Source organism: Bradyrhizobium sp. 76 (genome assembly GCF_023073025.1).
Lineage (GTDB): Bacteria > Pseudomonadota > Alphaproteobacteria > Rhizobiales > Xanthobacteraceae > Bradyrhizobium.
This window is the reverse complement of the sequence record NZ_JADPIS010000090.1, coordinates 118,241-141,878: the sequence shown is the minus strand read 5'-3', so window position 1 is coordinate 141,878 and position 23,638 is coordinate 118,241. Positions and strand designations below refer to the sequence as shown.

Sequence of the window (23,638 nt, the reverse complement as noted above, 5' to 3'; positions counted from 1 at the left end):
ACCGGCGATCAACGCCGGGAAGGGAAACACATAGGGAGGAACCGATGAGGAACGACATCACACGTCGTGATGCCTTGGCGCTGGGCCTGTCCGCTGCGGCAATCGCGGCAACCGGTGCTCCGGCGAATGCCCAATCCGCGATCAAGGCCGCGGACGTCCCCACACCGAAACTGCCGCTCGAGAAAGGCGCATCCCTGCGCATGCTGCGACCGGTCCGCTTCGTCCAGGCCGACGAGGATGTGTTCCGCGCCAATGCGGCAAAATTCACCAAGGAAACGGGCGTCGAGGTCAAGGTCGATTTCGTCGGCTGGGAGGACATCAACCAGCAGACCGCGGTGACCTCGAATTCCGGCGCCGGTCCCGACATCATCGTCGGCTTCTCCGATGCGCCGCACATCTATGTCGACAAGCTGGTCGAGCTGACCGACGTCGCCGATTATCTCGGCAAACGGTACGGCGGCTGGCTGCCGCTGGCGCAGCGCTACGGCAAGAAGAACAAGAGCCCCATTTGGATCGGGCTGCCGTTCGGAGCCACTGCGGGTCCCCTGATCTACCGCAAGTCGATCCTGCAATCGGTCGGCTTCGACAAGGTGCCGGAAGACCATGCCGGAATCCTCGACCTGTGCCAGAAGCTCCAGAAGGCCGGCAAGCCGGCGGGCTTCGCCCTCGGCAATGCCAAGGGGGACGGCAACGGGTTCGCAAGCTGGGCGCTATGGTCGCACAACGCAGCCCTGCTCGACGAAGAGGGCAACGTCATCATCAACAGCAAGGAGACGATCGCCGCGCTGAACTGGGTCAAGCAGCTCTACCCGACCTTCATCGCCGGCACGACGTCCTGGAATGACGTCAGCAACAACCGCGCCTACGCGGCGCAGGAGATCGCGCTGACCGCCAACGGCGTCTCGCTGTATTTCTCGCTGAAGAACGATCCGGCGACCAAGGCGATCGCCGATGACAGCGAGCATCAGTTGCTGCCGAAGGGCTTGGCCAAGGTCTCGCCGATGGCGGGCCTGACGCTGAACGCCATGGTGTTCAAGCACAGCCAGTACCCCAACGCCGCGAAGGCCTTCCTGCAATACATGCTGGAAAAGGACCAATACGAGCCTTGGCTCAACGCCAATTCCGGCTACTGGTCCCAGCCGCTGGCCGCCTATGCCGAGGCCGCCGTGTGGTCGCAGGACCCCAAGGTGAAGCTGTTCAAGGACACCATGAACAGCACCTATTACGACGGCTATGCGGGTCCGATCTCGACCGCGACCGGTGCCGTCAGCGCCGACTACGTGCTGATCCAGATGTTCGCATCCGTCGCGACCGGCGCTGCCACACCGGAAGCCGCGGCCGCGGAAGCCGAGCAGCGCTGCAAGCGGTACTTCCGACGGCAGAAGTAACGCTGGACAGAAGCGCGTCATTGCGAGCGAAGCGAAGCAATCCAGCCTGTCTCCGCGTTTACGGCCTGGATTGCTTCGTCGCTTCGCTCCTCGCAATGACGGGCATGGAGACTTTCACAGACAGGACAACGACCCGATGTCCGTGACCACACTTCCCACTCTCGCCCTCGCACGACGGCAGCCCTCCTGGCTGGTGCGCCTGTTCGACTACAAGCCGTTCCTGATCGTGATGTGCCTCGCACCCGCGATCGGGCTGCTTACGGTGTTCCTGACCTATCCGCTGGGTCTTGGCATCTGGCTCGCCTTCACCGATACGACGATCGGCCGAAAAGGCGTCTTCGTCGGTTTCGAGAATTTCCAGTATCTGCTCACCGATTCCCTGTGGTGGAACGCGGTGTTCTACAGCGTGGTCTACACGGGGATCGCGACCTTCGGAAAGTTCGCGCTCGGCTTCTGGCTGGCACTGCTGCTCAACAACCATTTTCCGTTCAAGAGCCTGTTGCGTGCGATCATCCTGATGCCATGGATCGTGCCGACGGTGCTCTCGGCGCTGGCGTTCTGGTGGATCTACGATCCGCAATTCTCGATCATCTCCTACCTTCTGGTCGACGTGCTGCACTGGCGCACTACCAATATCGACTTCCTCGGCTCGCCCTGGCCGGCGCGCTTCTCGCTGATCGCCGCCAACATCTGGCGCGGCATTCCCTTCGTCGCGATCTCGCTGCTGGCGGGCCTGCAGACCATCTCTCCCTCGCTCTACGAGGCGGCGATGCTGGATGGCGCCAGCGCCTGGCAGCGCTTCCGCTACATCACCTTCCCGATGATGATGCCGATCCTCGCCATCGTCATGACCTTCTCGATCATCTTCACTTTCACCGACTTCCAGCTGGTCTACGCCATCACCCGTGGCGGCCCCGGCAACTCGACGCATTTGCTGGCCACGCTGGCCTTCCAGCGCGGCATTGCCGGTGGCGAGCTCGGCGAGGGTGCGGCGATCGCGGTGTCGATGATCCCGTTCCTGGTGTTCGCGACGCTGTTCTCTTATTTCGGCCTGGCGCGCCGCAAATGGCAGCAGGGAGAGAGCAATGACTGATACCACCGCCCAGCCGGCCGCCGTCGCCACCACACCGCCGGACACCATGGCCTGGGATTCCGGGCTGCGGCGGCTGATGATGATCTACCTGCCGCTCGGGTGCTTCGTGCTGATCCTCCTGTTTCCGTTCTACTGGATGGCGATCACGTCGTTCAAGCCGAACGCAGAGCTGATGAACTATAAGGAGCACAACCCGTTCTGGATCTCCTCGCCGACGCTGGCGCACGTCAAGCACCTCTTGTTCAATACCGCCTATCCGCGCTGGCTATGGACAACGATGCTGGTTGCGGTCGGCGCGACCACGCTGTCGCTGATCGCGAGCACGCTGGCCGCCTACGCGATCGAGCGCCTGCGCTTCCGCGGCAGTCCCTATGTCGGCCTCGGCATCTATCTCGCCTATCTCGTGCCGCCGTCGATCCTGTTCATTCCGCTCGCAACCGTGGTCGTGCAGTTCGGCTTGTTCGATTCACCGCTGGCACTGATCCTGGTCTACCCGACCTTCCTGGTGCCGTTCTGCACCTGGCTCCTGATCGGCTATTTCAAGTCGATCCCCTACGAGCTCGAGGAATGCGCGCTGGTGGACGGCGCCACACGGCTCCAGATCCTGCGACGGATCACGCTGCCACTGGCGGTGCCCGGCCTGATCTCGGCCGGCATCTTCTCCTTCACGCTGTCCTGGAACGAGTTCATCTACGCGCTCGCCTTCATCCAGAGCGGCGCCAATAAGACGGTGCCGGTCGCGATCCTGACCGAGCTCGTCACCGGCGACGTCTACCAGTGGGGTGCGCTGATGGCGGGATCTCTGCTCGGCTCGCTGCCGGTTGCGATCTTCTACTCACTGTTCGTGGATTACTACGTGTCGTCGCTGACGGGGGCGGTAAAGGAGTAATTCGTGGCTGCGCGCAACCGCAGCCGATCGTGCTATCGTGATAGACCGCATGCTGCCTTGGCCCCACGCTCCATCCTGACAGCGGGGTCGATCATTGGCGCCGTCGATTGTCGCTCGAGAAAGCGAAAATTGCATGCGTTCGCCAAAGCTCCCATCATTATCTCGACGCGGTTTCTGCCTGTGTTGCGTCGGCGCCGCGACCGCCGCCGCTTCGGGATGGCTTAGCCCCAGGGAAGCCTACGCAGAGGCGCGAGGCATCGTCAGCCTGATCAAGGACAGCGCTGCAGTATCGCCGATTGTCACGCACAAGCTCCGAAACAACATCACCGTGCTGGAAGGCTCCGGCGGCAACATTGCCGTGCTGACCGGGCCCGACGGCAAAGTGCTGATCGATGCGGGCATCCGCGTCTCACGTCCGCAACTCACCAAAGCGCTGACTGATCTCGGCGCCGATCCCGTCACCCATCTCGTCAACACCCACTGGCATTTCGATCATGCCGATGGCAACGAATGGCTGCATGCAGCCGGCGCGAAGATCATTGCACAGGAAAACACCCGCAAACACCTTGCCGAAGTGCAGCGGGTCGAGGACTGGGACTACAATTTCCTTCCGCTCGGCGCGGGCGGGATCCCCAGTGAAGTCTTTGCCGACAGCCGCGAGCTTAAGCTCAACGGAGCCTCGATCGGCCTGAAGTATTACGGGCCCGCGCACACCGACAGCGATATCTCCGTCACCTTCGCAGAAGCCAACATCGTTCACGTCGCCGACATGTTCTGGAACGGCATCTATCCGTTCATCGACTATTCGACCGGCGGCAGCATCGACGGGATGATCGCTGCATGCGACGCCAATCTCGCGGCAATGGACAAGGACACGATCGTCATCGCCGGGCATGGCAAGCCGGTCGGCAACAAAGCCGAGTTCCAGGCCTTTCGCGACATGCTCGTCGGGATCCGCGAAAACGTCGCCCGCCTCAAGAAGCAGGGACGAACGCGCGATGAAACCGTTGCGGCGAAGCCGACAGCGGCGTTCGACGCGATATGGGGGCAATTCGTGATCGATCCCGGCTTCTTCACCAGACTGGTCTACCAGGGCGTTTGAAAAAACCTCGCGGCCGTCGGCGAACTCATCGTTTTGAAAGGAAATTAATATGAAAACCGCAGAGACCACACGCAAGCCATCGCTCCTCGATCGTCGGCGTCTCGTTCTTGGGTTGTCCGGAGCGGCTGTCGCAGTTGCTTCGACGGCAGCGTCCGCGAAGCCGGAGCGCGACGAACAGACCGCCGGTGCCTATCCGGTCACCTATCATCGAACCAAGACCGTCGACGGGATCAAGATCTTCTACCGCGAGGCGGGTCCGAAGGACGCGCCGGTTGTGCTGTTGCTGCACGGCTTCCCGACCTCCTCGCACATGTTCCGCAACCTGATCCCGGCACTGGCCGACAAGTACCACGTGATCGCTCCCGACTATCCCGGATATGGCCAGAGCGAGATGCCACCGCGCGCGACATTCAAGTACACGTTCGACCGTTTCGGCGAGCTTGTCGGCGGCCTGCTCGACCAGCTCGGCGTCACCCGCTACGCGATGTACGTCATGGACTACGGCGCTCCCGTCGGCTGGCGCCTGGCGCTCAAAAATCCAGAGCGCATCAGCGGCCTGATCGTGCAGAACGGCAACGCCTATGACGAAGGGCTGAAGGAGTTCTGGAATCCGATCAAGCAATACTGGGCCGACGGATCCGATGCCAGTCGGCAGGCATTGATGAAGCTGGTAACGCTGGAAACGACGAAATTCCAGTACACCGACGGCATGTCCGACGTCAGCCGGATTTCACCCGACAACTGGGTGCAGGATCAGGCGCTGCTCGACCGTCCTGGCAACAGCGAAATCCAGATGGACCTGTTCTACGACTATCGGACCAATTTGCCGCTGTATCCCGCGGTGCAGGCCTACTTCCGCAAGCACAAGCCGCCGACCCTGATCGTCTGGGGCAAGAACGATTTCATCTTCCCGGCCGATGGCGCCCATCCCTACAAACGCGACCTGCCCCAGGTGGAATTTCACCTCATCAACACCGGCCATTTCGCGCTCGAGGACAAGTTCGACGAAATGGTCCCGTTAATTTGCAACTTCCTCTCCCGCAAGATCGCCTGATCATCCCGGAAGGAAACGGACATGTATGCCGCTCTCGACTGCGTGGCCGTTCTGGCGGCCTCCACCTTGTTCGCAGCAGCCGCCGTCGCCCAAACCGCCAGAGATGTGCGCGGCCAATCGCCGCTGGTCGCAATCGAAAACGAGGCGCCTGCGCGGCTGATCGTCGATCCGCCGCTCGCCGAACAGTTGGCGCAGGGTCTCGTCTTCATCCAGTACACCACGGAGAATCTCCGCGTCGTGCCGGTGTTTGGCAAGGGCGCGCTCGACGTATCGCCGCGCATCGGCCACGTCCATATCACGGTCGACGATGCGCCGTGGCATTTTGTCGATGCCAGCGGCGAGACCGTGATCGTGGTCGGACTGAAGCCCGGCTCCCACAAGGTCCTGCTGGAGCTGGCCGATCCCACGCATCACGTGATCGACAGCAAGACCGTCAGTTTCGAAATTCCAACACCCCTAAAAAAATAACCGTCGGCCGCAGCCGTCGGCCCGGTTTTACAAAACTGCAATGCGCGGCCCGCATAAGACGTCCTCCGTTAACAGGAGACGCACATGCGCGCGACTTTTCTTGGCACCGTCGCAACGATCATTCTCACCGCGAGCTCCGCGCTCGCGCAGAGCGAAGGCGAATTCCCTGCCAAGCTCGCCGGCCATTTGGTGATGCCGGCCGCCACGTTCATCGATGCGCCGGCTGATGCCCCGGCCGATCTCAAGACATCCGGCAAATACACCACCGGCAAGCGGGTGGACGCGCTCGGCACGGTGATGGGCAGGTCCTATGAGCGGGCCACCGGCGTGTCGCTGCCGTTCAAGGGCCAGCCGCTGCAGGGCCATTCCGGCATCAAATCGACGGCCGACGGCACCTTCTGGGTCATCACCGACAACGGCATGGGCGCGCGCGCCAATTCGCCGGATTCCATGCTGTACCTCAATCGTTACAAAATGGATTGGGCCGGCGGCAAGATCGAGCGGCTGGAGACCGTGTTCCTGCACGATCCCGACAGACGCGTGCCGTTCCGCATCGTGCATGAAGACACCGAGAAGCGTTACCTCACCGGCTCCGACTTCGACACCGAAGGTTTCCAGATTATCGGCGACACCTTTTGGATCGGCGACGAGTTCGGCCCTTACATCCTGAAGGCCGACAAGACCGGCAAGATTCTAGCCGTATTCGAGACGGTCGCCGACGGCAAGCCGGTGCGCTCGCCGGATCATTGGGCGGTGGCGACCCCGGGCGCGCCGGGTGCGACCTACAGCAACGTCAACCTCCGACGCTCCAAGGGTTATGAGGGCTTCGCTTCCTCGAAAGACGGCAAGTTTCTCTACGGCCTGCTCGAGGGGCCGCTCTGGGATGCCGAGAAGAAGGACTGGGAGAAAGTCGACGGCAAGGAAGCCTCGCGCATCCTCGAATTCGACGTCGCCGCGGAAAAGTTCACCGGCCGCTACTGGCAGTATGTGTTCGAGCAGAACGGCAATGCCATCGGCGACTTCAACATGATCGACCCGACGAGCGGCCTGATCATCGAGCGCGACAACGGCGAAGGCACGCCCGACAAGGCCTGCCCGCAAGGCAGCCGCGGCGAGAACTGCTTCCCCGACGTGGCGAAGTTCAAGCGCGTCTACAAGATCGAGCTCACCGAGGCCAATGTCGGCAAGCCCGTGCGCAAGATCGGCTACATCGACCTCCTGAAGATCAGGGATCCCGACAAGAAGGCGAAGAAGCCGCTCAATGACGGCGTCTACACCTTCCCGTTCTTCACCATCGAGAACGTCGATCGTGTCGACGAAACCCACATCATCGTCGGCAACGACAACAATCTGCCGTTCTCGTCCAGCCGCGATCCCAACAAGGCCGACGACGACGAGTTCATGCTGCTCGATGTCGCGGATTTCCTGAAGGCGAAGTGAGCTATGCTCTTTCAACACGGTCATCGCCCGGCTCGACCGGGCGATCCAGTAATCCGCGGCGCCAGCGATTAGATCGTGACGCCGCGGCGTACCGGATGCCCTGCCCCCGTGCGCAACTGCGCACTAGGCGGGGCATGACAGGGAGTGAGCGAGCGCGAGCTAAGACAGCATCGCACTTCGGCGCCGCCCATCAGCCCGCCGGCACGATCACCATGCTCTTGTCCTTCGGCCAGCGAACGCGCCAGGCGAAGTTGATGTCCTTGACCTCGCCGGGCTTGGCGTCGAACGACCATTCCAGCACACCGCGCCGGTCGCGAATGTTGCTTGCGGTCGGCGGCGTGGTCGCAGGCAACATCTCGACGAGGATGTCCTCGTTCTCGCTGACCGGCAACTGATCCTCGATCGCGACCTTGATCGGGAAGTCGTGACCGTTGCGGATCGTCGTCTTGAACGATCGCTCGTCGGTTTTCGACGTCGTGACCAGGAGGCCTGCCGAACCTTCGTTGCGCTTGAGCACCGCGCGCTCGATCCTGACCTTGTCGTCGGCGCCGAAGCCGAGCCGCACGATATCGTCCTTGGCCGAAGCCGAGAGCTTGCCGCGGCCGACGAAAGTCCCGTCGCGATAGATTGCGACCTTGCCCGGCAGCAGACTCGTGTCGTCGGTCTGCTTGAAGCTGGCTTCGAGGAAGGCGGTGGGGTCCATCACCGGTGCCGCGCGCACCATGAGATCGGCGGCCACGGTCATCGAGGCGATGCGCAGGCTCTTGGCGCCCTCGGCGGCGCCGAGGCTGATGCGGCCGGGGATTTTGTAGGTGGCCTGGAAGTCGCCGATCTCGGCGACCGCCTGCTGTTCTTCGGCGCGTTCGCGGATATCGTCGGCGGCCTTGGCCGCAGAAGTTTCCATCTTTCGCTGCTGCATTGGCGCCGCTGCAGGCATTGCCGAATCCGAAACTGAGCCCAGCGCCCGCGGCCTCGGCACCTGCGGATATTGCGCGACCAGCGAATTCAGCTCCGGCGCGCTGCCGCCGCGGCCGATGCGGACCGTGGAGACGCCGAGCGTGACGTTGGACCAGTCCTCGCCGGTTGATTGCGTGACCTCGGCGCGCCGAACCAATTCGAGCTGCGGTTTGCGATCCTTCGCGCCGGTGTCGAGGCGGGCGTCGTAGAGCGGCAGCCAGCGCGCATTGCGCACATTGTAGGTGACCCTCAACGTCGCCTTGGTTGCTGCCGGCGCGACGATATCCATGCGGACTTCGAGCTTGCTCGGCGGCTTGGCCTTGCGCTCGACTTCGAGCTGGGCGATCTGCCGATCGATCTCGCGCATCTTGCGCGTGGCGTCGCGAACGGCGGTATCGGCGCTGGCAATTTCCTCGCCGACGGTGGCAAAGGCCGCGCGCCATTCGGCAATCGGCCGCGCCTCGCCCTTGTCGCCGATGCCCGCGGGAGAGGCTTCCGCAAAATGCTCCGCGAATTTGCGCCGCGCATTGGCCGAGTCGATCGCGCCTTGCAGGTCGGCTCGTTGGTCGGTCAGCGCCTCGATGCGCTTGTCCAGCTCCGGCAGATTGACCGCCGCCGCACGTGGCGTTCGCGCATCGATCGTGCCGATGGTGAGCTTCGCTCCCCCCTCACCCTCCACCCGGATCGAGGAGGTGTCGAGACCAAGCGGGAAGTCCTTGGCAACGAGCGTCGAATCGCCAGACGGCAGGTCCACCGCGATGACGCGGGTTACGGTCGCGCCATCGGGGTAAACGGTGACGGTATCGATGGCCGACGTGGCGCCCAATTCGGCGGCCCATGACGACGACGCGAATGCCGTGGTCACCAGAACCAGGCTCGTCGTCGCCAAACATCTTGCGGTGATGCGCATCAAGTCCCTCCTCCAAGTCATCGCCGCCGCCAGCCGGACGCGCGATCCAATGCCTCGCCAACATGGTTGGACGCGGCAGGGAAGGAACTGGTTCGATTAGGGTTTCCGTGGGGCGCCGCCGCGGCGGCAGCAAGGCCCGGAACGTGTCGTCAGCCCGCGACGGAGCCCTTAATCCTGAGCGGACGAACCCTGCCCGAAGATGCGGCGAAGCAGATCGGTGACGTTCTTGGCGCCCGCCTTCCTCAGAATGCCGGCGCGATAGCCCTCGACCGTGCGTGCGCTCAGATGCATGCGCCGGGCGATCTCCTTGTTGGTCAGGCCGGCGGCGAGATGCTCGAGCACGTCGCCCTCTCGCGCGGTCAGGGGTTCGCAGCCGGGCAGCCAGCGCTGCCGGCTGGAGCCGGGCTGTGCGAACTCGTCGATGGCGGCATCGATCCGGTCGACGATGTCGCGGGTGCGGAACGGCTTCTCGATGAAGTCGGCCGCACCGCTCCTGATGGCATCCACCGCCATGGCGATGCTGCCGTTTGTCGCGGTCACCAGCACCGGCGCCATGCAGTTTTCCTCGCGCAGGCGCTTGAGCACGTCGAGACCGGAGCGATCGGGCGGCATCTCCAGCAGCACGCAGGCCGGCATCCGCGCCTTGGCCTCCGAGAGCAGAGACGCGCCGTCGGCGAAGCAGATCACGTTGTATGCGCTCTGTTGGAGCGCGGTGGACAATTGTTCGCGGGAGGCGGCATCGGTGTCGATGACGAATACCTCACCCTTGGAAAGCATGTTCCCCGGCATAATTCCGATCCAGCAATGTCTTTGGTCAAATGGTCCGAGACAGCAGCGGGGCCTCGTCGCGCCGCGCCGTCATATGCACGGCATTCACGCCCGTGCTTCGGTTTCACTTATGTATGTTCCACCCGGTTCCCGGATTTGACGGATCGGGACATAAACTTTACATTTCGGGACATCTGCGGGATGGCTGACAGGAACGGGTCGCATGACCGACCTCATTCGTAGCGCAGGCTTGAGCTATTACCCGGAGGTCGCCCGGTCGGTCGGGCTCGACCCCAAACAAATGATGCGCAAGGTCAGGCTGCCGCTAGCCTGCCTCGACAAGCCCGATACGCCCATTGCCGTCACCGGCCTGCGCCGCCTGCTCGAAATGTCGGCAGAGGCGTCCGGAGCCGAAGATTTCGGCTTGCGGCTTGCCGAGCGCGGCGGGCTGACCAATTTCGGCGCAGTCGGCCTGATCGTGCGCGAACAGGCGACCGTTGGTGAAGCCATCGAAGCCTTCTCGCGCTTCATCCCGATCCATCACGACGGCATGAAGCTGGATGTCACCCGCGACAAGCAGACCGTCACCGTCACGCTGCACCTGCGCGGCCGACAGCCGACCGCGCCGCGCCAGTCGATCGACATGGCGCTCGGCAGCGTCCACCGCATCATCCAGTCGCTGTTCGGCAGCGATTGGCGGCCGCAGGAAGTTCACCTGCACTACCCACCGCCGCTCGACCGCAAGCGCTACCGCGAGTTCTACGGCTGCCGTGTGACCTTCAATGCGGAGGACGATTCGATCCTGTTGTCGGCACACGACATGGAGCGCCGGATCCCGAGCGCGCATCCGCTGATCGCGAGCTATCTGCGCAAGCGGATCGAGGCGATCGAGACGCGGCCGGCAAGCTGGGAGGAGAAGGTCGACGAGGTCGTGCGTCTCCTGCTCGCCGGCGGCGACTGCACGGTCGAGCGCGTGGCCGAGCACCTCGCCTGCACCCGCCGCACCATCCACCGCCATCTCGCCGAAGCCGGCACCAGCTTCTCGGCCATCCTCGACGCGCGGCGCGCCGATCTCGCGGTCCAGCTGATCGACGACCCCGGCCGACCGCTGGCCGACATCGCCGTGCAGCTCGGCTTCTCCGCACAGAGCGCCATGGCCCGCTGGTTCCGCGGCCATTTCGGCTGCACAATCACCGCATGGCGCAAAGGCGTCCGGCCGCTGGAATCCCTGACCGCGGCGACCGCGGCTTGAATTCAGCGTGCCGGGACGGGCACGCCCATGATGGCGAGGGCGCGGCGACGGCTGCCGGCGAGCAGCGGACCGAACGCGATGGCAAAGCCGAGGAACGCAACGATCCAGCCGCACGCGGCAAGGTGCAGCAACGCATCGCTGTGCGCCGGCCAAACCACCGCCGCGACCCGCGCCAGCGCCGCGACGATGATCGCGGCATAGATGGCTTGTGTCGCCGGCGACGCCGTCAGCGCCTGTCCGGTATGGCCGAGACTCGCACGGGTCATCACCGCGAGCGTCATGGTTCCGGCCGCTCCCGCCATCCAGGCGTGGATGCCCGCGCTCGGCGGCAACGCGCCGAAGACGGCAAAAGCATGCAGGAGGAAGCCAAGCGGCACGAAGACATAGCCGACATGGAGAATCAGGAGCAACCGCTCGCCGAAGGTGCGATCACCGGCCCAGCGCGCAAGCCGCACCAGGTGCAGCACACCCACCAGCGCCATCACCGCCCCGGTAACCGTACTCAAGGGCGCGACGATCCACGCGATGATCGCAATTGCGCTGCACCCGATCACCACACCGTCAAAACGCCCGAACGGCACCGGCAGGCGGCCGGGGTTGAACTTGACCAGCCAGTTTCGGGTGAAACTCGGGATGATGCGGCCGCCGATCAGCGAGATCATCACAACGACCACGCCGATGCCGACGCGGATGCCGACATCGGCCGCACCCGCGTAATGCGCTTCGAGATGGAAGGCGACATTGCCGGCGAGCAGCACGAGCACCAGCACCACGACGGGCAGGTTGCGCCAGTTGCCGCCGGCGATGATCTCGCGCGTTGCAGCAGCGACGACCAGCGTCAGGAAGGCGGCATCGACGGCAAGCGCAAACGCCCAGCCGATATCGGCAGACAGCGTCACCGCGACCCGGCCGGCGATCCAGACCGCCAGCAGCGCGCCCAGGGACGTCCCCTGGATCGGCAGCCGCCCGGTCCAGTTCGGGATCGCCGTGAACAGGAATCCCGTGATCACCGCCGGCAGGAAGCCGTAGAGCATCTCATGGACGTGCCAGTCGCGCGGCGCGAAAGCGGAGCTCACCGACAATTCGCCATAGAACATCGGCAGCCATGCCAGGATCGAAAGCCCTGCCTGGATGGCGGCGAGCAGGAAAAAGGGCCGAAAGCTGTTCGCAAACAGCGGCCAGCCCTCAAAGTTGCGGGATCGGACGCCAGCCATGGGTCAACTCCAGTCGATTCAAATCGTCGCTTGGAAAAATACTGCCGTCCGGCCGGGTCGTTTTTGAGCTATCGCAAACACCCTGACGATTGCAGGTGTCATCACACTTCCAGCGCCAAGGAGGCAGAATGGCCAAGGTCGACACATCGCTGGTTGCGCATTTGCCGCTGTTTGGGGGTGTCAAACCGGAGGACCTCGAGGAGATCCTGCGCGAAGCCCGCTCAGTGCGCTATCCCAAGAACAGCGCCATTTTTGAGCAGGGCGCGGACGCGCAATCCTTCTTCCTGCTGCTGCACGGCCATGTTCGCGCGGCCAAGACCACACCGACCGGCGAGCAGATCGTGGTGCGCTATGTCGCGCCGGGCGAAACGTTCGGTCTCGCGATGGCGATCGGCGCCGCGCGCTATCCGGCCACGGCGATCGCGGTTGACGACAGCGTCGCACTGATCTGGCCGACCTCGGCATGGCCACGACTGGTCGAGCGATTTCCCTCGCTTGCCGCCAACACGCTCCAGACCGTCGGCACGCGGCTCCAGGAGAGCCACACCCGGATCCTGGAAATGTCGACCCAGCAGGTCGAGCAGCGTGTCGCTCATGCGCTGCTGCGCCTCGCCAAACAATCCGGCAAGAAGCTCGACCACGGCATCGAGATCGATTTCCCGATCAGCCGCCAGGACATCGCGCAGATGACCGGCACCACGCTGCACACCGTGAGCCGCATCCTGAGCGGCTGGGAACAGCAGGGACTGGTCGAGAGCGGCCGTCAGCGCATCATCCTACGCGATCCGCATGGGATCGTCGTGCTCGCGGAGCGGAGCCCCGACAGCGGCGCGGCGTGAAGCCAGGGGTCAAGGGTGCTTCCGCTTACGGAGAAAGCGCCCCTCACCCGGGAATCCGCACGCGGCCCGCGCGAATTCCGGTTCACGCCGGCACGCGGTCGCACAGCGCGGCGAGGAATTTGTCGCGATCGATGCCATGCTCGCGGCAGGCGTCATCGACCGTGTGGAAGGTTGCGATCGGACAGCCAACGCAAGCCATCCTGAAGGCGAGAAACACGCGGATCGTGTGCGGCGCCGTGCGCATGATGTCATCGACCAGATCGTCGGATCCAAAAGGCATGGACAACAACTCCGTTCCGAAACCACGATAGCGGAGCGGGCGCGAGTCTCTTTGTCGAAGCGCAAGCTGGCCCGTCATTCCGGCATGACGGTAAGGTGATCTCACACCGCCCGGCTGTGCAACTGCTTCGCGGGATCCAGATGCGCGTCGAACGCGGCTGCGACGCTGCGCACGAGAAAGCGCGAGTCCTTTGCGACTGCGATGCGGTCGCCGTCCAGTCTCACGACGCCGTCGGAGATCAGCGGCTTCAGACGCGATGACGATTTCAGCATTGCCCCGGCCTCTGCGCCATGACGCGCGCAGATATCGCCGAGATCGGCGCTGAACTCGCACATGATGCGTTCGATGATGTCGGCGCGCAGCCGGTCGTCGTCGGTGAGCCCATAGCCTTTAGCGGTGGCCAAATGACCCGCGGCGATGCTCTGCGCATATGCGCCGATCTGGACCTCGTTCTGGACATAGCCCTGCGGCAAATGTCCGATCGCGCTCGCGCCGAAGCCGAGCAGGACTTCGCCCTTGTCGGTGGTGTAGCCCTGAAAATTGCGCCGCAGCGTGCGTTGCTCGAAGGCCACAGCCATGGAATCGTCCGGCCGCGCGAAATGATCGAGCCCGATCTGCACATAACCGGCCTCCTTCAACGCATTAGCGATTGCGCAGGCCTGGTCGTGGCGCGCAAGGCCGTCGGGCAGCACGGCCTCGTTGATCATGCGCTGGTGCTTCTTGAAAGCAGGCACATGCGCGTAGCCGAACACCGAGAAGCGGTCGGGCCCAAGCTCGAGCGAACGTCGCACCGTATCCAGGCACGAGGCAACGGACTGGTACGGCAGTCCGTAGATCAAATCGAAATTGATCCCGTTGATGCCGGCGCGCTGGAGCATGTCGACGACGGAAGCCGTCTGCTCAAAACTTTGCACACGGTTGATCGCGCGCTGCACGACAGGGTCGAAGCTCTGCACGCCCAGGCTCGCGCGATTGACGCCGGAGAACCGCATGGCCTCGACCATGGCGGCCGTCAGCGTGCGGGGATCGATCTCGACCGCAATCTCGGCCGACGGCAGCACGAAGAACGATTGGCGCATCGCCGCCATCAACTCGGCAAAAGCCTCCGGCGCCATGATCGTCGGGGTGCCGCCACCGAAATGGATGTGCTCGACCTTGATGCGCCGGCCGATCGTCTCGGACACCTGCGCGATCTCACTGCGCAGCGTACGTAGATAGGCCGCGATGAGACCGTCTCGACGGACGATCTGGGTATGGCAGCCGCAATACCAGCACATCTCGCGGCAGAACGGCACGTGCAGATAAAGCGACGCGCTGGCCGCCGCCGGGAGCTCCGCCAGCCACCGGGCGTAGGCGCCCTCGCCGATCGCCGGCGAGAAATGCGGTGCGGTCGGGTAGCTCGTGTAGCGCGGCAGTCGTTCTTCGCCGTAGCTCGCCGCAAGATCGGCCCTCATATCTTACCCATTCGTCAATCAATGCTGCGCAGCGGGGCGGCGCATCCCGGATGGCACGAAATTACCCGTTTTCAGATGCGAAACCTTGCGCTCGCTCAAAGTCCCAGCACGGGATCGGAGCCATGGTGACATTTGATTATTGCCCTCTGGAGATAGGTTATGGCGTCGTTCGCGCTCGATCTCGTTCTGTGGCTCACCGGCGTTCGCGGCCATATCCCGCGCTTCGACGATTTTCGTCCGGTCCCTTCCACGCCTGCCGTTGGCGCCAGCCACCTAGTACGCGTGATGGTCATCACGGCCGCCGTCTTCGCCGCGCTGTCGCTCGCGGTCTGGGGCACGGTCAGGATTGCGATCCAGTTGCTCTAACCGAGAACAATCCATCCGCAATACACGGAACTGAACGTGCGAGCGATTTGCGCTCGATGCGGCTGACGTCGCGCGCCATCGCGTCTTTGGTATCGCCGATGCGATCTTCGACAAACTCCTAAGGATTTTACCGGAGGCGAATACGGCAAAAGCTTGTTGCAGCACAAACACGGTTGCCGCGATCGGCGCACACTGCATTCCGTCATCAAGACCATTTCAGATGAAGGATGCTTCCGATGTTCACCCGCCGAGCCGCATTGATCAGCGCCGCCGCCACCGCCTTGATGCTGGCGACACCCGCCTTGGCTGCCGACGATCTCAAACTGCCGCGCCAGAAGGTCGAGCTAGTCGCTCCGCCGTTCGTGCACGCGCATGAGCAAGCGACCAAGCAGGGCCCCAAGATCGTGGAATTCACGCTCACGATCGAGGAGAAGAAAGTCGTCATCGACGAGAAGGGAACCACCTTCCAGGCGATGACTTTCAACGGCTCGATGCCGGGCCCGATGATGGTCGTGCACGAGGGCGACTACGTCGAAACGACGCTGGTCAATCCCGCATCCAACTCCATGCCGCACAACATCGACTTCCATTCCGCGACCGGTGCGCTCGGCGGCGGTGCGCTCACGCTGGTCAATCCCGGCGAGCAGGTCGTCTTGCGCTGGAAGGCGACCAAGACCGGCGTGTTCGTCTACCATTGCGCACCGGGCGGCCCGATGATCCCCTGGCACGTCGTCTCCGGCATGAACGGCGCCGTGATGGTGCTGCCGCGCGACGGCCTCAACGACGGCAAGGGCCACGCACTGAAATACGACAAGGTCTATTATGTCGGCGAGCAGGACATGTACGTGCCACGCGACGACAAGGGCAATTTCAAATCCTATGAATCGCCGGGCGAAGCCTTCACCGACACCGAAGAGGTGATGAAGAAGCTGATCCCCTCCCATGTGGTGTTCAACGGCAAGGTCGGCGCGCTCACCGGCAAGAATGCGCTCACCGCCAATGTCGGCGAGAACGTGCTGATCGTGCATTCGCAGGCCAATCGCGACAGCCGTCCGCATCTGATCGGCGGCCATGGCGATTATGTCTGGGAGACCGGCAAGTTCTCCAACGCGCCGGAGACGGGGCTCGAGACCTGGTTCATCCGCGGCGGCTCGGCGGGCGCTGCGCTGTACAAGTTCATGCAGCCCGGCATCTACGCCTATGTCACGCACAATCTGATCGAGGCCGCCGACCTCGGCGCCACCGCGCACTTCAAGGTCGAAGGCAAATGGAACGACGATCTGATGACGCAGGTGAAGGCTCCTGCCGATATCCCGCCCCCCAACACCAACTAGACGCGACGAGGGGCCGGTGATGACCGGCCCCTTTTTCATGGGGAACGACCATGCTGATCGCATTCAAGCTGAAGCTGCTACTCGCCTGCGCCGCCGGGCTTGCGGGGCCGATCGCGGTGGCGCCGCTGGTATCGGACATCGGGACCCACGGCACCGCGACGGAGCCCGCCATCGTCAGGGTCGCGCCAGGCAGCCTGTCCTATCGCGAGGCCGGCGATTTCACGCGTGCCGGACAGCAAGCGGAAGCGCCGCTGCGCGCGATGCGCTTCGAGAGGCCGCTGCACATCATGCGGCATCAGGTCTCGTCATCCGACTATCAGATTTGCGTGCAGGAGGGCTCTTGTCGCGCGCTTGATCGCGGCGTGGCAATCGCCTCCGATCGACCCGCGGTGCAGGTGAGCTGGCACGACGCCGAAGCCTATGCGGGTTGGCTCTCGCGCAAGACCGGTCACAGCTATCGCCTGCCGAGCGACGCGGAATGGGCTTTTGCGGCCGGCTCCAGATTCAGAGATGACGGTCTTCCGGTGGACGCAGCAGATCCATCGAAGCGCTGGATCGGTCGCTACGAGCGTGAATCCGAGCGCGACCTCTTCGACACGAGCGCCTATCCCTTCGGCAAGTTCGGTTCAAACGAGCACAGCGTCGAAGATCTCGCCGGCAATGTCTGGGAGTGGACCTCGACCTGCTTCGTGCGCTCGCGCACCGACGCGGCCGGCAATACCGGCAAACCGACCGTGAACTGCGGCGTGCGCGTCGCCGAAGGTGCCCACCGCGCCTATGTCACGGATTTCATCCGCGACGCCCGCGCCGGCGGCTGCGCGCAAGGCGTACCGCCTGCCAATCTCGGCTTCCGCCTGGTGCGAGAGGAAACGTCCTGGGTCGCCAGCGTATCGGCGCGGTGGAGCAAGACGTGGGCGGCGAGGTCGTGAGTGATCGTAGCGTCATGGCCTTCGCCAGCACGACGCCGGGAATTCACTCACATCGCCCGCGCGAACATGCGAAAGCCCGGCGCACCGATGATCGCCTCGAAGGCAGGATCGCGCTTCTCCTCGGCAAGGACAAAGCCGGCCTTGGCATAAGCGCGCTCGGCGGGCTCGTTGCCGATCAGGAACGATATTGTCGCCCGGGCAAATCCAGCCGCCCGCCCCTTCTCCAGCGCATGCGCGATCAGCGACTGCGCGAGACCGCGACCACGATAGGCGGGATCAGTCGCGACATACTCGATCATCCAATCGCCCTCACCGCCCTGAACCCAGCAGGCGCGCGTGTAGCCGCCACGTTGGCGGATGGCGGCAAGCTCAGGCGGGGCGAGCCCGGTCGCGGCAGCGATCTCTTCGATGGCACGCCAAGCTGCTGGTCCCGTGCCGTCCGCCGGTAGCGCACACAAGGCAGCCGCAGGCTTGTCATCGATCTCGGCGACCAGAAATTCCGAGACGTGCCACATCGACACCGCGCGCGCGACCACGATGCGCGCGACGAACTCGCGGCACTGCGCCTCCGGCAAACCGAGCGCAACGTCGAACCAGCCGCGCGGCCGGTAGCCGCGTTGCGATGACAGGATGGTTTGCGCGATGAAATCGGCGTCTTCGGGACGCGCAGACCGTATCGTCATGCGCGCCCCCTTCGCGAAAACCCTACGTGTTCTTCAGTGCGACGCGGAATTCGGCTTCGGTCTTGGCCTTGACCTCGTCGAGCGAGACGCCGTCGGCGAGCTCGATCAGCGCCATACCGCCGTTGCCGTGCTTGTCGATGGTGAAGACGGCCAGATCGGTCACGACCATGTCGACCACGCGCTCGCCGGTCAGCGGCAAATTGCACTGCTTCAGGAGCTTTGGACCGTCCTTGGCCGAATGCTCCATCACAACGACCACGCGCTTGACGCCGGCGACGAGATCCATCGCGCCGCCCATGCCCTTGACCATCTTGCCGGGGATCATCCAGTTTGCGAGATCGCCGTTCTGGGCCACCTGCATCGCACCGAGGATCGACAGATCCATGTGGCCGCCACGGATCATACCGAAGGAATCCGCGCTCGAGAAATACGAGGTCGACGGCAGCTCGCTCACGGTCTGCTTGCCGGCGTTGATGAGATCGGCGTCCTCTTCACCCTCATAGGGGAACGGGCCCATGCCGAGCATGCCGTTCTCGCTCTGGAGGCTGACGTCCATGCCGTCCGGGATGTAGTTCGAGACCAGCGTCGGGATGCCGATGCCGAGGTTGACGTAGTAGCCGTCACGCAATTCCTTCGCGGCGCGCGCAGCCATCTGTTCACGGGTCCAGGCCATGTGGTTCTCCTGATACGCTTAAGCGGCGGTGCGCGGGCGGGTGTTGCGGAATTCGATGCGCTTCTTGGCCGTTCCGACCTCGACGATGCGCTTGACGAAAAGACCGGGCGTGTGGATGTGGTCGGGATCGAGTTCGCCGGCCGGAACCAAATGCTCGACCTCGGCCACAGTGACTTTAGCGGCGGTCGCCATCATTGGGTTAAAGTTGCGCGCGGTCTTGCGGTAGATGAGGTTACCTGCGGTGTCGCCCTTCCAGGCGTGCACGATGGCGAGGTCGGCGAACAGGCCGCGCTCCATCAGGTATTTCTGCCCGTCGAATTCCTTCACTTCCTTGCCTTCGGCGATCAGCGTGCCGACGCCGGTCTTGGTGTAGAAGGCCGGAATGCCGGCGCCGCCCGCGCGAATGCGCTCGGCCAGCGTGCCCTGCGGATTGAATTCGAGTTCCAGCTCGCCGGCGAGGAATTGCTGGGCAAACAGCTTGTTCTCGCCGACATAGGACGAGATCATCTTCTTGATCTGGCGGGTTTCGAGCAGGCGGCTGAGGCCAATGCCGTCGACGCCGGCATTGTTCGAAACCACCGTCAGGTCCTTGACGCCGGAGTCGCGGATCGCGTCCGACAGCGTCTCGGCGATGCCGCAGAGGCCGAAGCCGCCTGACATGATCATCATGCCGTCTTTCAGAACGCCCTCGAGAGCCGACTTGGCGTCGGGATAGACCTTGTTCATGCAAATAACCTTCGAGTGAACCTTCGGCTTGCAGGCGTCGCGCCTTATTGGCGGCGATTATTAGGCGAAATCGTCCGAAGCCGTCAATGATACGGGGTTCTCCGCTCCGCCCCTGGGTGATAGAAGCTGCCCAAGCCGTGGGCGCAACCGTCCCGTGGCCTTGAAAGCGACAAGAAAACCCATCAAGTTGCGGCACTTAGCACAATAGGTCTTGGGCGTGGGGGCGCGCAGGTTTCCCGGCCCGCCTTCTGGCTCCAGCGACCAACCCGATCAGGACATGCCATTGACCATGGCCCAAGGAATGAAGCGCCTCGGGACGCCGATCGCGGCGCTGCTCGGCGTGGCGCTGATCGCCCTGATCGCGACCTCATGGCTCATCAATCGCGACGCACTGCGCAAGGCGGTGGAAACGCAGATCCGCGACGTCACCGGACTCGAGGTCAATGTCGCAGGCGCGATCGACATTTCGGTGCTGCCGGCAAGCTACATCTCCTTCCATGACGTCGGCCTGAAGGGCGGCGGTACCAGCGATCCCGCGCTCCATGTCGACGTGCTCACCGCGAACCTGCGGCTGCTGCCGCTGCTGCTGCAACGGTTCGAGATCGCCGACCTGACGCTGCTGCGGCCGCGCATCCATGTCAGCCTGAAGCCGGACGGCGAGAGCAACTGGACGCCGTTCATCCAGACCATCGCGCGCACCATGAAGCCCGGTGCCGAGAATCAGGTGTCGTTCTCCGAGATCCGGATCCAGGACGGCGTGCTCGATTACGAGGACGCTGCCACGCACGGCACCGAGAAGTTCGAGGACATCGACCTGTCGCTGGCCTGGCCCTCGATCTCGCGCTCCTTCGCCGCGACCGGACAGTTCGACTGGCGCGGCGAACGGGTCGACGGCTCGATCAGCTTTTCCGATTTCGTCGCCGCGCTCTCCGGCGAGCGCTCGGGGTTGAAGGCGCGGATCGCGAGCGCACCGCTCAAGCTCGCCTTCGACGGCAGCGTCGCCAACCGCACCAGCCCGATGATGGAGGGCACGCTCACCATCGACAGCCCGTCCTTGCGCAACGCGCTGCGCTGGACCGGCCAGCCGCAGCCCGCCAGCGGCGGCTTCGGCCGCTTCGCGCTGAAGGCGCGGGCCAATGTCGTCGGCGCCTCGATCGCGCTCACCAACGTCAATGTCGAGCTCGACGGCAACACCGCCGAGGGCGTGATGACCTACGCCAATAACGGCCGTCAGACGCTGCAGGCGACGCTTGCAGCCGACGCGCTCGACTTCACGCCCTATATCTCGACCTTCCGCCTGCTCGCGAGCGGCGCGCGCGACTGGAACAGGCAGCTGTTCGACCTCAACGCCCTCTCGACCACCGACCTCGACATGCGCCTGTCGGCCGCCAAGCTGACGGTCGGGGCGTCGAAACTCGGCCGCACCGCGATCGGCGCGAATCTGCGCAACGGCACGCTGGCGCTCTCGGTCGGCGAAGCCCAGGTCTATGGCGGCATCGCCAAGGGCTCGTTCGGCATCGCGCGCTCCGACACCGTCGCCGACATCAAGGCGCAGTTCCAGTTCACCGACGTCGACCTTCAGGCCTGCGCCTCCGAGCTGTTCGGTATCAACAAGCTGTCCGGGCGCGGCAACATCAACGTCTCGCTCCTCGCGTCCGGCTCGAGCCCGTTCGGCCTCGTGCAGTCGCTCGACGGCAGCGCCACCGTGACCGGGCATGACGGCGCGATCTCCGGCTTCAATGCCGAGCAGCTCCTGAAGCGGCTCGAGCGGCGGCCGCTGTCCGGCGGCGGCAATTTCCGCAACGGCTCCACCCCTTACGACAATCTCACTATCGCGGTGAAGTTCTCCGATGGCGTGGCCACCGCCGAGGACATCCGCGTCGAGGGACCGGCGGCGAAGATCACGATGACCGGCACCGCATCGGTGCCGACGCGCGAATACGACATGAAGGGCGTGGCCAGCCTCAACAGCGCGTCGGGGTTCGAATTGCCCTTCGTCGTGCAGGGCCCCTGGGACGATCCCCTGGTGTTCCCCGACCCGGAAAGCCTGATCCGCCGCTCGCCGGCCTCAGCGCCCCTGCTCGACATGCTGAAAGACCGCAAGCCGGGCGACGCGGTGCGCTCCGCGATCGAGCGTATCACCGGCACCGGAAAACGTCCCGCACCGGCCGAAGCGCCGACAGCGGAGAACGCCAAGGGCGCGAAGTCCAACTGAGGACGGCGATCAAGCGGCACCAGCCGATCGACGCAGAATTGATCAGGGCGAATTGATGCAGCGATTGGATCGATGCGCGCATTAAGCATTTCCTCTCGCCCGACACCCCACGACCTATGTCTGACAAGAAGCCGCTAGATCGTACCACGGCCATGCGCTAGTGTTTTATACGACCGGTTAAAAACACCGGCCGTTTGAGGGAGAAAAACGTGAAATCCAAGGTTATTGGCGCAGTATCACTGGCGGTCGCTGCGGCCGGGCTGTTTGCAGCCGCTGCACCCGCATTTGCGCAGCAGAAGACGATTACGGTCTGGTGGGGCAAGGGCTTCTACCGCTCCGAAGACGACGCGCTGCTCGATACGATCAAGAAGTTCGAAGCCAAGACCGGCATCAAGGTCGAATTGTCGCAGTACGCGATCCAGGACATGATTCCGAAGACGGTCGCCGCACTCGATTCAGGCACCGTGCCCGATGTTGCCTATTCCGACACCTACGACGTGCAGGTGCAGGGCAAGTGGGCCTACGAAGGCAGGCTCGAGGACCTCTCCGACATCATGGAGCCGATCAAGGATCGGTTCGTGCAGAACACGCTGGATGCGTCGATCCTCTATAACGACGTCACCAAGAAGAAGGCCTATTACGGCTTCCCGCTGAAGCAGCAGAGCATGCATGTCGAGATCTGGAACGACATGCTGGAGAAGGCCGGCTTCAAGCTCGCCGACATCCCGACCGACTGGGAAGGCTACTGGACGTTCTGGTGCGACAAGGTGCAACCGGGGATCCGCAAGGCGACGGGCCAGCGCGTCTACGGCGTCGGCCAGCCGATGGGCGTGGAATCCACCGACGCCTTCCAGTCGTTCTACACCTTCATGGATGCCTATCACGTCAAGCTGGTCGACGACGACGGCAAGCTCACGGTCGACGATCCCAAGGTCCGCGAGAACCTGATCAAGGCGATGAAGGACTACACCGACACCTACATCAAGGGCTGCACCCCGCCGTCCTCGACGACCTGGAAGGATCCCGACAACAACGTCGCGTTTCACAACAAGACCATCGTGATGACCCACAACTTCACGATCTCGATCGCGGCGAAGTGGTTCGAGGACTCCCAGAACCAGGCGCTCACGCCCGAGCAGCGCGAAGCCGGCAAGAAGGCCTATGGCGAGGACATCATCACCGCGTCCTTCCCGAAGGCTCCGGACGGTTCGACGATCCGCTACCGCTCGGACGTCAAGACCGGACTGGTCTTCTCCGTGGCCAAGAACAAGGCCGAGGCCAAGCAGTTCATCGCCTTCCTGCTCCAGGAAGAGAACGTCCGGCCCTATATCGAGGGTGCGCTCGGCCGCTGGTTCCCGGTGACGAAGGAAAGCCAGGAGAGCCCGTTCTGGCAGGCCGACCGGCATCGCAAGGCGGTCTACGCGCAGTTCAAGGGCGGCACCGCCCCGTTCGACTTCACCAAGAACTGGAAGTTCACCATCCTGAACAACGAGAACGTCTGGGCCAAGGCGATGAACCGCGTCGTCAGCGAGAAGGTGCCGGTGGACAAGGCGGTCGACGAGCTGATCGCCCGCATCAAGGCGGTCGCGGGCTGATCCCGGACT

22 protein-coding genes are annotated in these 23,638 nt (G+C 63.7%); 14 read left to right on the top strand and 8 right to left on the bottom strand.

What is annotated here, in order from left to right:
* Positions 1–44 precede the first annotated feature (44 nt).
* The 7 genes from IVB48_RS17215 to IVB48_RS17185 all read left to right on the top strand — a co-directional run bounded on the left by IVB48_RS17215 (position 45) and on the right by IVB48_RS17185 (position 7,434).
* The gene (locus IVB48_RS17215; RefSeq protein ID WP_247401122.1) at positions 45–1,388 is read left to right on the top strand and encodes an extracellular solute-binding protein; all 1,344 of its coding nucleotides are present in this window, start codon (positions 45–47) and stop codon (positions 1,386–1,388) included.
* 136 nt (positions 1,389–1,524) lie between these two features.
* A complete protein-coding gene (locus IVB48_RS17210) occupies positions 1,525–2,481 on the top strand; it encodes a sugar ABC transporter permease (protein ID WP_027570394.1) in 957 nt (318 codons plus the stop codon).
* A complete protein-coding gene (locus IVB48_RS17205; protein ID WP_247401120.1) occupies positions 2,474–3,370 on the top strand; it encodes a carbohydrate ABC transporter permease in 897 nt (298 codons plus the stop codon). Before IVB48_RS17210 ends, IVB48_RS17205 begins: the two co-directional genes overlap by 8 nt.
* 133 nt (positions 3,371–3,503) lie before the next feature.
* On the top strand, positions 3,504–4,472 hold the full coding sequence (locus tag IVB48_RS17200; RefSeq protein ID WP_247401118.1) for an MBL fold metallo-hydrolase: 969 nt from the start codon (positions 3,504–3,506) through the stop codon (positions 4,470–4,472).
* Positions 4,473–4,521: 49 nt separating this feature from the next.
* On the top strand, positions 4,522–5,526 hold the full coding sequence (locus IVB48_RS17195; RefSeq protein WP_247401116.1) for an alpha/beta hydrolase: 1,005 nt from the start codon (positions 4,522–4,524) through the stop codon (positions 5,524–5,526).
* A gap of 21 nt (positions 5,527–5,547) precedes the next feature.
* A complete protein-coding gene (locus tag IVB48_RS17190; protein ID WP_247401114.1) occupies positions 5,548–5,994 on the top strand; it encodes a DUF6130 family protein in 447 nt (148 codons plus the stop codon).
* 84 nt (positions 5,995–6,078) lie between these two features.
* Positions 6,079–7,434, top strand: a complete 1,356-nt coding sequence (locus IVB48_RS17185) for an esterase-like activity of phytase family protein (RefSeq protein ID WP_247401112.1) — start codon at positions 6,079–6,081, stop codon at positions 7,432–7,434.
* 190 nt (positions 7,435–7,624) lie between these two features.
* Here the strand turns inward: IVB48_RS17185 and IVB48_RS17180 are convergent, their stop codons facing one another.
* A complete protein-coding gene (locus IVB48_RS17180) occupies positions 7,625–9,301 on the bottom strand; it encodes a mucoidy inhibitor MuiA family protein (protein WP_247401110.1) in 1,677 nt (558 codons plus the stop codon).
* Between the two features lie 168 nt (positions 9,302–9,469).
* Positions 9,470–10,090: a response regulator gene (locus IVB48_RS17175; RefSeq protein ID WP_027570388.1), complete on the bottom strand. Its 621-nt coding sequence runs from the start codon at positions 10,088–10,090 to the stop codon at positions 9,470–9,472.
* 202 nt (positions 10,091–10,292) lie between these two features.
* Here IVB48_RS17175 and IVB48_RS17170 point away from each other — a divergent pair, with 202 nt between their 5' ends.
* Positions 10,293–11,321, top strand: coding sequence for an AraC family transcriptional regulator (locus tag IVB48_RS17170; protein WP_247401108.1), 1,029 nt, complete (start codon positions 10,293–10,295; stop codon positions 11,319–11,321).
* Between the two features lie 2 nt (positions 11,322–11,323).
* Here IVB48_RS17170 and IVB48_RS17165 read toward each other — a convergent pair whose 3' ends face one another.
* The gene (locus IVB48_RS17165) at positions 11,324–12,535 is read right to left on the bottom strand and encodes an NnrS family protein (protein WP_247401105.1); all 1,212 of its coding nucleotides are present in this window, start codon (positions 12,533–12,535) and stop codon (positions 11,324–11,326) included.
* Between the two features lie 128 nt (positions 12,536–12,663).
* Here IVB48_RS17165 and IVB48_RS17160 point away from each other — a divergent pair, with 128 nt between their 5' ends.
* Positions 12,664–13,374 carry a Crp/Fnr family transcriptional regulator gene (locus IVB48_RS17160; RefSeq protein ID WP_027570385.1) on the top strand — a complete coding sequence of 237 codons (711 nt, stop codon included), beginning with the start codon at positions 12,664–12,666 and terminating at the stop codon, positions 13,372–13,374.
* A gap of 82 nt (positions 13,375–13,456) precedes the next feature.
* Here the strand turns inward: IVB48_RS17160 and IVB48_RS17155 are convergent, their stop codons facing one another.
* Both IVB48_RS17155 and hemN read right to left on the bottom strand, forming a co-directional pair.
* Positions 13,457–13,654 carry a DUF1858 domain-containing protein gene (locus IVB48_RS17155; RefSeq protein ID WP_007596228.1) on the bottom strand — a complete coding sequence of 66 codons (198 nt, stop codon included), beginning with the start codon at positions 13,652–13,654 and terminating at the stop codon, positions 13,457–13,459.
* A 101-nt stretch (positions 13,655–13,755) separates the two neighbouring features.
* Positions 13,756–15,108 carry an oxygen-independent coproporphyrinogen III oxidase gene (hemN, locus tag IVB48_RS17150; protein WP_247401101.1) on the bottom strand — a complete coding sequence of 451 codons (1,353 nt, stop codon included), beginning with the start codon at positions 15,106–15,108 and terminating at the stop codon, positions 13,756–13,758.
* A 159-nt stretch (positions 15,109–15,267) separates the two neighbouring features.
* On the opposite strand from hemN, the gene IVB48_RS17145 reads away from it, so the two are divergent.
* The 3 genes from IVB48_RS17145 (at position 15,268) to IVB48_RS17135 (ending at position 17,737) form a co-directional block, all read left to right on the top strand.
* On the top strand, positions 15,268–15,474 hold the full coding sequence (locus IVB48_RS17145) for a hypothetical protein (RefSeq protein WP_247401099.1): 207 nt from the start codon (positions 15,268–15,270) through the stop codon (positions 15,472–15,474).
* A 236-nt stretch (positions 15,475–15,710) separates the two neighbouring features.
* On the top strand, positions 15,711–16,808 hold the full coding sequence (gene nirK / locus IVB48_RS17140) for a copper-containing nitrite reductase (protein ID WP_027570382.1): 1,098 nt from the start codon (positions 15,711–15,713) through the stop codon (positions 16,806–16,808).
* A 50-nt stretch (positions 16,809–16,858) separates the two neighbouring features.
* Positions 16,859–17,737: an SUMF1/EgtB/PvdO family nonheme iron enzyme gene (locus IVB48_RS17135; RefSeq protein WP_247401097.1), complete on the top strand. Its 879-nt coding sequence runs from the start codon at positions 16,859–16,861 to the stop codon at positions 17,735–17,737.
* Positions 17,738–17,784: 47 nt separating this feature from the next.
* Here the strand turns inward: IVB48_RS17135 and IVB48_RS17130 are convergent, their stop codons facing one another.
* The 3 genes from IVB48_RS17130 to IVB48_RS17120 are packed head-to-tail and all read right to left on the bottom strand — an operon-like array spanning position 17,785 to position 19,819.
* Positions 17,785–18,420 (bottom strand): GNAT family N-acetyltransferase, encoded by a 636-nt coding sequence (locus IVB48_RS17130; RefSeq protein WP_247401094.1) that lies wholly within the window; start codon positions 18,418–18,420, stop codon positions 17,785–17,787.
* Between the two features lie 22 nt (positions 18,421–18,442).
* Positions 18,443–19,093 (bottom strand): CoA transferase subunit B, encoded by a 651-nt coding sequence (locus IVB48_RS17125; protein WP_027570379.1) that lies wholly within the window; start codon positions 19,091–19,093, stop codon positions 18,443–18,445.
* Between the two features lie 18 nt (positions 19,094–19,111).
* Positions 19,112–19,819 carry a CoA transferase subunit A gene (locus IVB48_RS17120; protein WP_007596238.1) on the bottom strand — a complete coding sequence of 236 codons (708 nt, stop codon included), beginning with the start codon at positions 19,817–19,819 and terminating at the stop codon, positions 19,112–19,114.
* 289 nt (positions 19,820–20,108) lie between these two features.
* Between IVB48_RS17120 and IVB48_RS17115 the strand changes: the two genes are divergently transcribed.
* Positions 20,109–22,034, top strand: a complete 1,926-nt coding sequence (locus IVB48_RS17115; RefSeq protein WP_247288292.1) for an AsmA family protein — start codon at positions 20,109–20,111, stop codon at positions 22,032–22,034.
* 209 nt (positions 22,035–22,243) lie between these two features.
* Entirely contained in the window at positions 22,244–23,629 is a 1,386-nt protein-coding gene (locus tag IVB48_RS17110; RefSeq protein ID WP_027570377.1) for an ABC transporter substrate-binding protein, read from the top strand.
* Positions 23,630–23,638 lie beyond the last annotated feature (9 nt).

Coding starts and splice junctions, on each gene's coding strand:
- IVB48_RS17175 (WP_027570388.1), bottom strand. CDS start 10,090: ATGCCGGGGAACATGCTTTCCAAGGGTGAGGTATTCGTCATCGACACC.
- hemN (WP_247401101.1), bottom strand. CDS start 15,108: ATGAGGGCCGATCTTGCGGCGAGCTACGGCGAAGAACGACTGCCGCGC.
- IVB48_RS17185 (WP_247401112.1), top strand. CDS start 6,079: ATGCGCGCGACTTTTCTTGGCACCGTCGCAACGATCATTCTCACCGCG.
- IVB48_RS17170 (WP_247401108.1), top strand. CDS start 10,293: ATGACCGACCTCATTCGTAGCGCAGGCTTGAGCTATTACCCGGAGGTC.
- IVB48_RS17165 (WP_247401105.1), bottom strand. CDS start 12,535: ATGGCTGGCGTCCGATCCCGCAACTTTGAGGGCTGGCCGCTGTTTGCG.
- IVB48_RS17180 (WP_247401110.1), bottom strand. CDS start 9,301: ATGCGCATCACCGCAAGATGTTTGGCGACGACGAGCCTGGTTCTGGTG.
- IVB48_RS17145 (WP_247401099.1), top strand. CDS start 15,268: ATGGCGTCGTTCGCGCTCGATCTCGTTCTGTGGCTCACCGGCGTTCGC.
- IVB48_RS17190 (WP_247401114.1), top strand. CDS start 5,548: ATGTATGCCGCTCTCGACTGCGTGGCCGTTCTGGCGGCCTCCACCTTG.
- IVB48_RS17210 (WP_027570394.1), top strand. CDS start 1,525: ATGTCCGTGACCACACTTCCCACTCTCGCCCTCGCACGACGGCAGCCC.
- IVB48_RS17215 (WP_247401122.1), top strand. CDS start 45: ATGAGGAACGACATCACACGTCGTGATGCCTTGGCGCTGGGCCTGTCC.
- IVB48_RS17130 (WP_247401094.1), bottom strand. CDS start 18,420: ATGACGATACGGTCTGCGCGTCCCGAAGACGCCGATTTCATCGCGCAA.
- IVB48_RS17120 (WP_007596238.1), bottom strand. CDS start 19,819: ATGAACAAGGTCTATCCCGACGCCAAGTCGGCTCTCGAGGGCGTTCTG.
- IVB48_RS17155 (WP_007596228.1), bottom strand. CDS start 13,654: ATGCCTTTTGGATCCGACGATCTGGTCGATGACATCATGCGCACGGCG.
- IVB48_RS17135 (WP_247401097.1), top strand. CDS start 16,859: ATGCTGATCGCATTCAAGCTGAAGCTGCTACTCGCCTGCGCCGCCGGG.
- IVB48_RS17195 (WP_247401116.1), top strand. CDS start 4,522: ATGAAAACCGCAGAGACCACACGCAAGCCATCGCTCCTCGATCGTCGG.
- IVB48_RS17125 (WP_027570379.1), bottom strand. CDS start 19,093: ATGGCCTGGACCCGTGAACAGATGGCTGCGCGCGCCGCGAAGGAATTG.
- IVB48_RS17160 (WP_027570385.1), top strand. CDS start 12,664: ATGGCCAAGGTCGACACATCGCTGGTTGCGCATTTGCCGCTGTTTGGG.
- IVB48_RS17205 (WP_247401120.1), top strand. CDS start 2,474: ATGACTGATACCACCGCCCAGCCGGCCGCCGTCGCCACCACACCGCCG.
- IVB48_RS17200 (WP_247401118.1), top strand. CDS start 3,504: ATGCGTTCGCCAAAGCTCCCATCATTATCTCGACGCGGTTTCTGCCTG.
- nirK (WP_027570382.1), top strand. CDS start 15,711: ATGTTCACCCGCCGAGCCGCATTGATCAGCGCCGCCGCCACCGCCTTG.
- IVB48_RS17115 (WP_247288292.1), top strand. CDS start 20,109: ATGGCCCAAGGAATGAAGCGCCTCGGGACGCCGATCGCGGCGCTGCTC.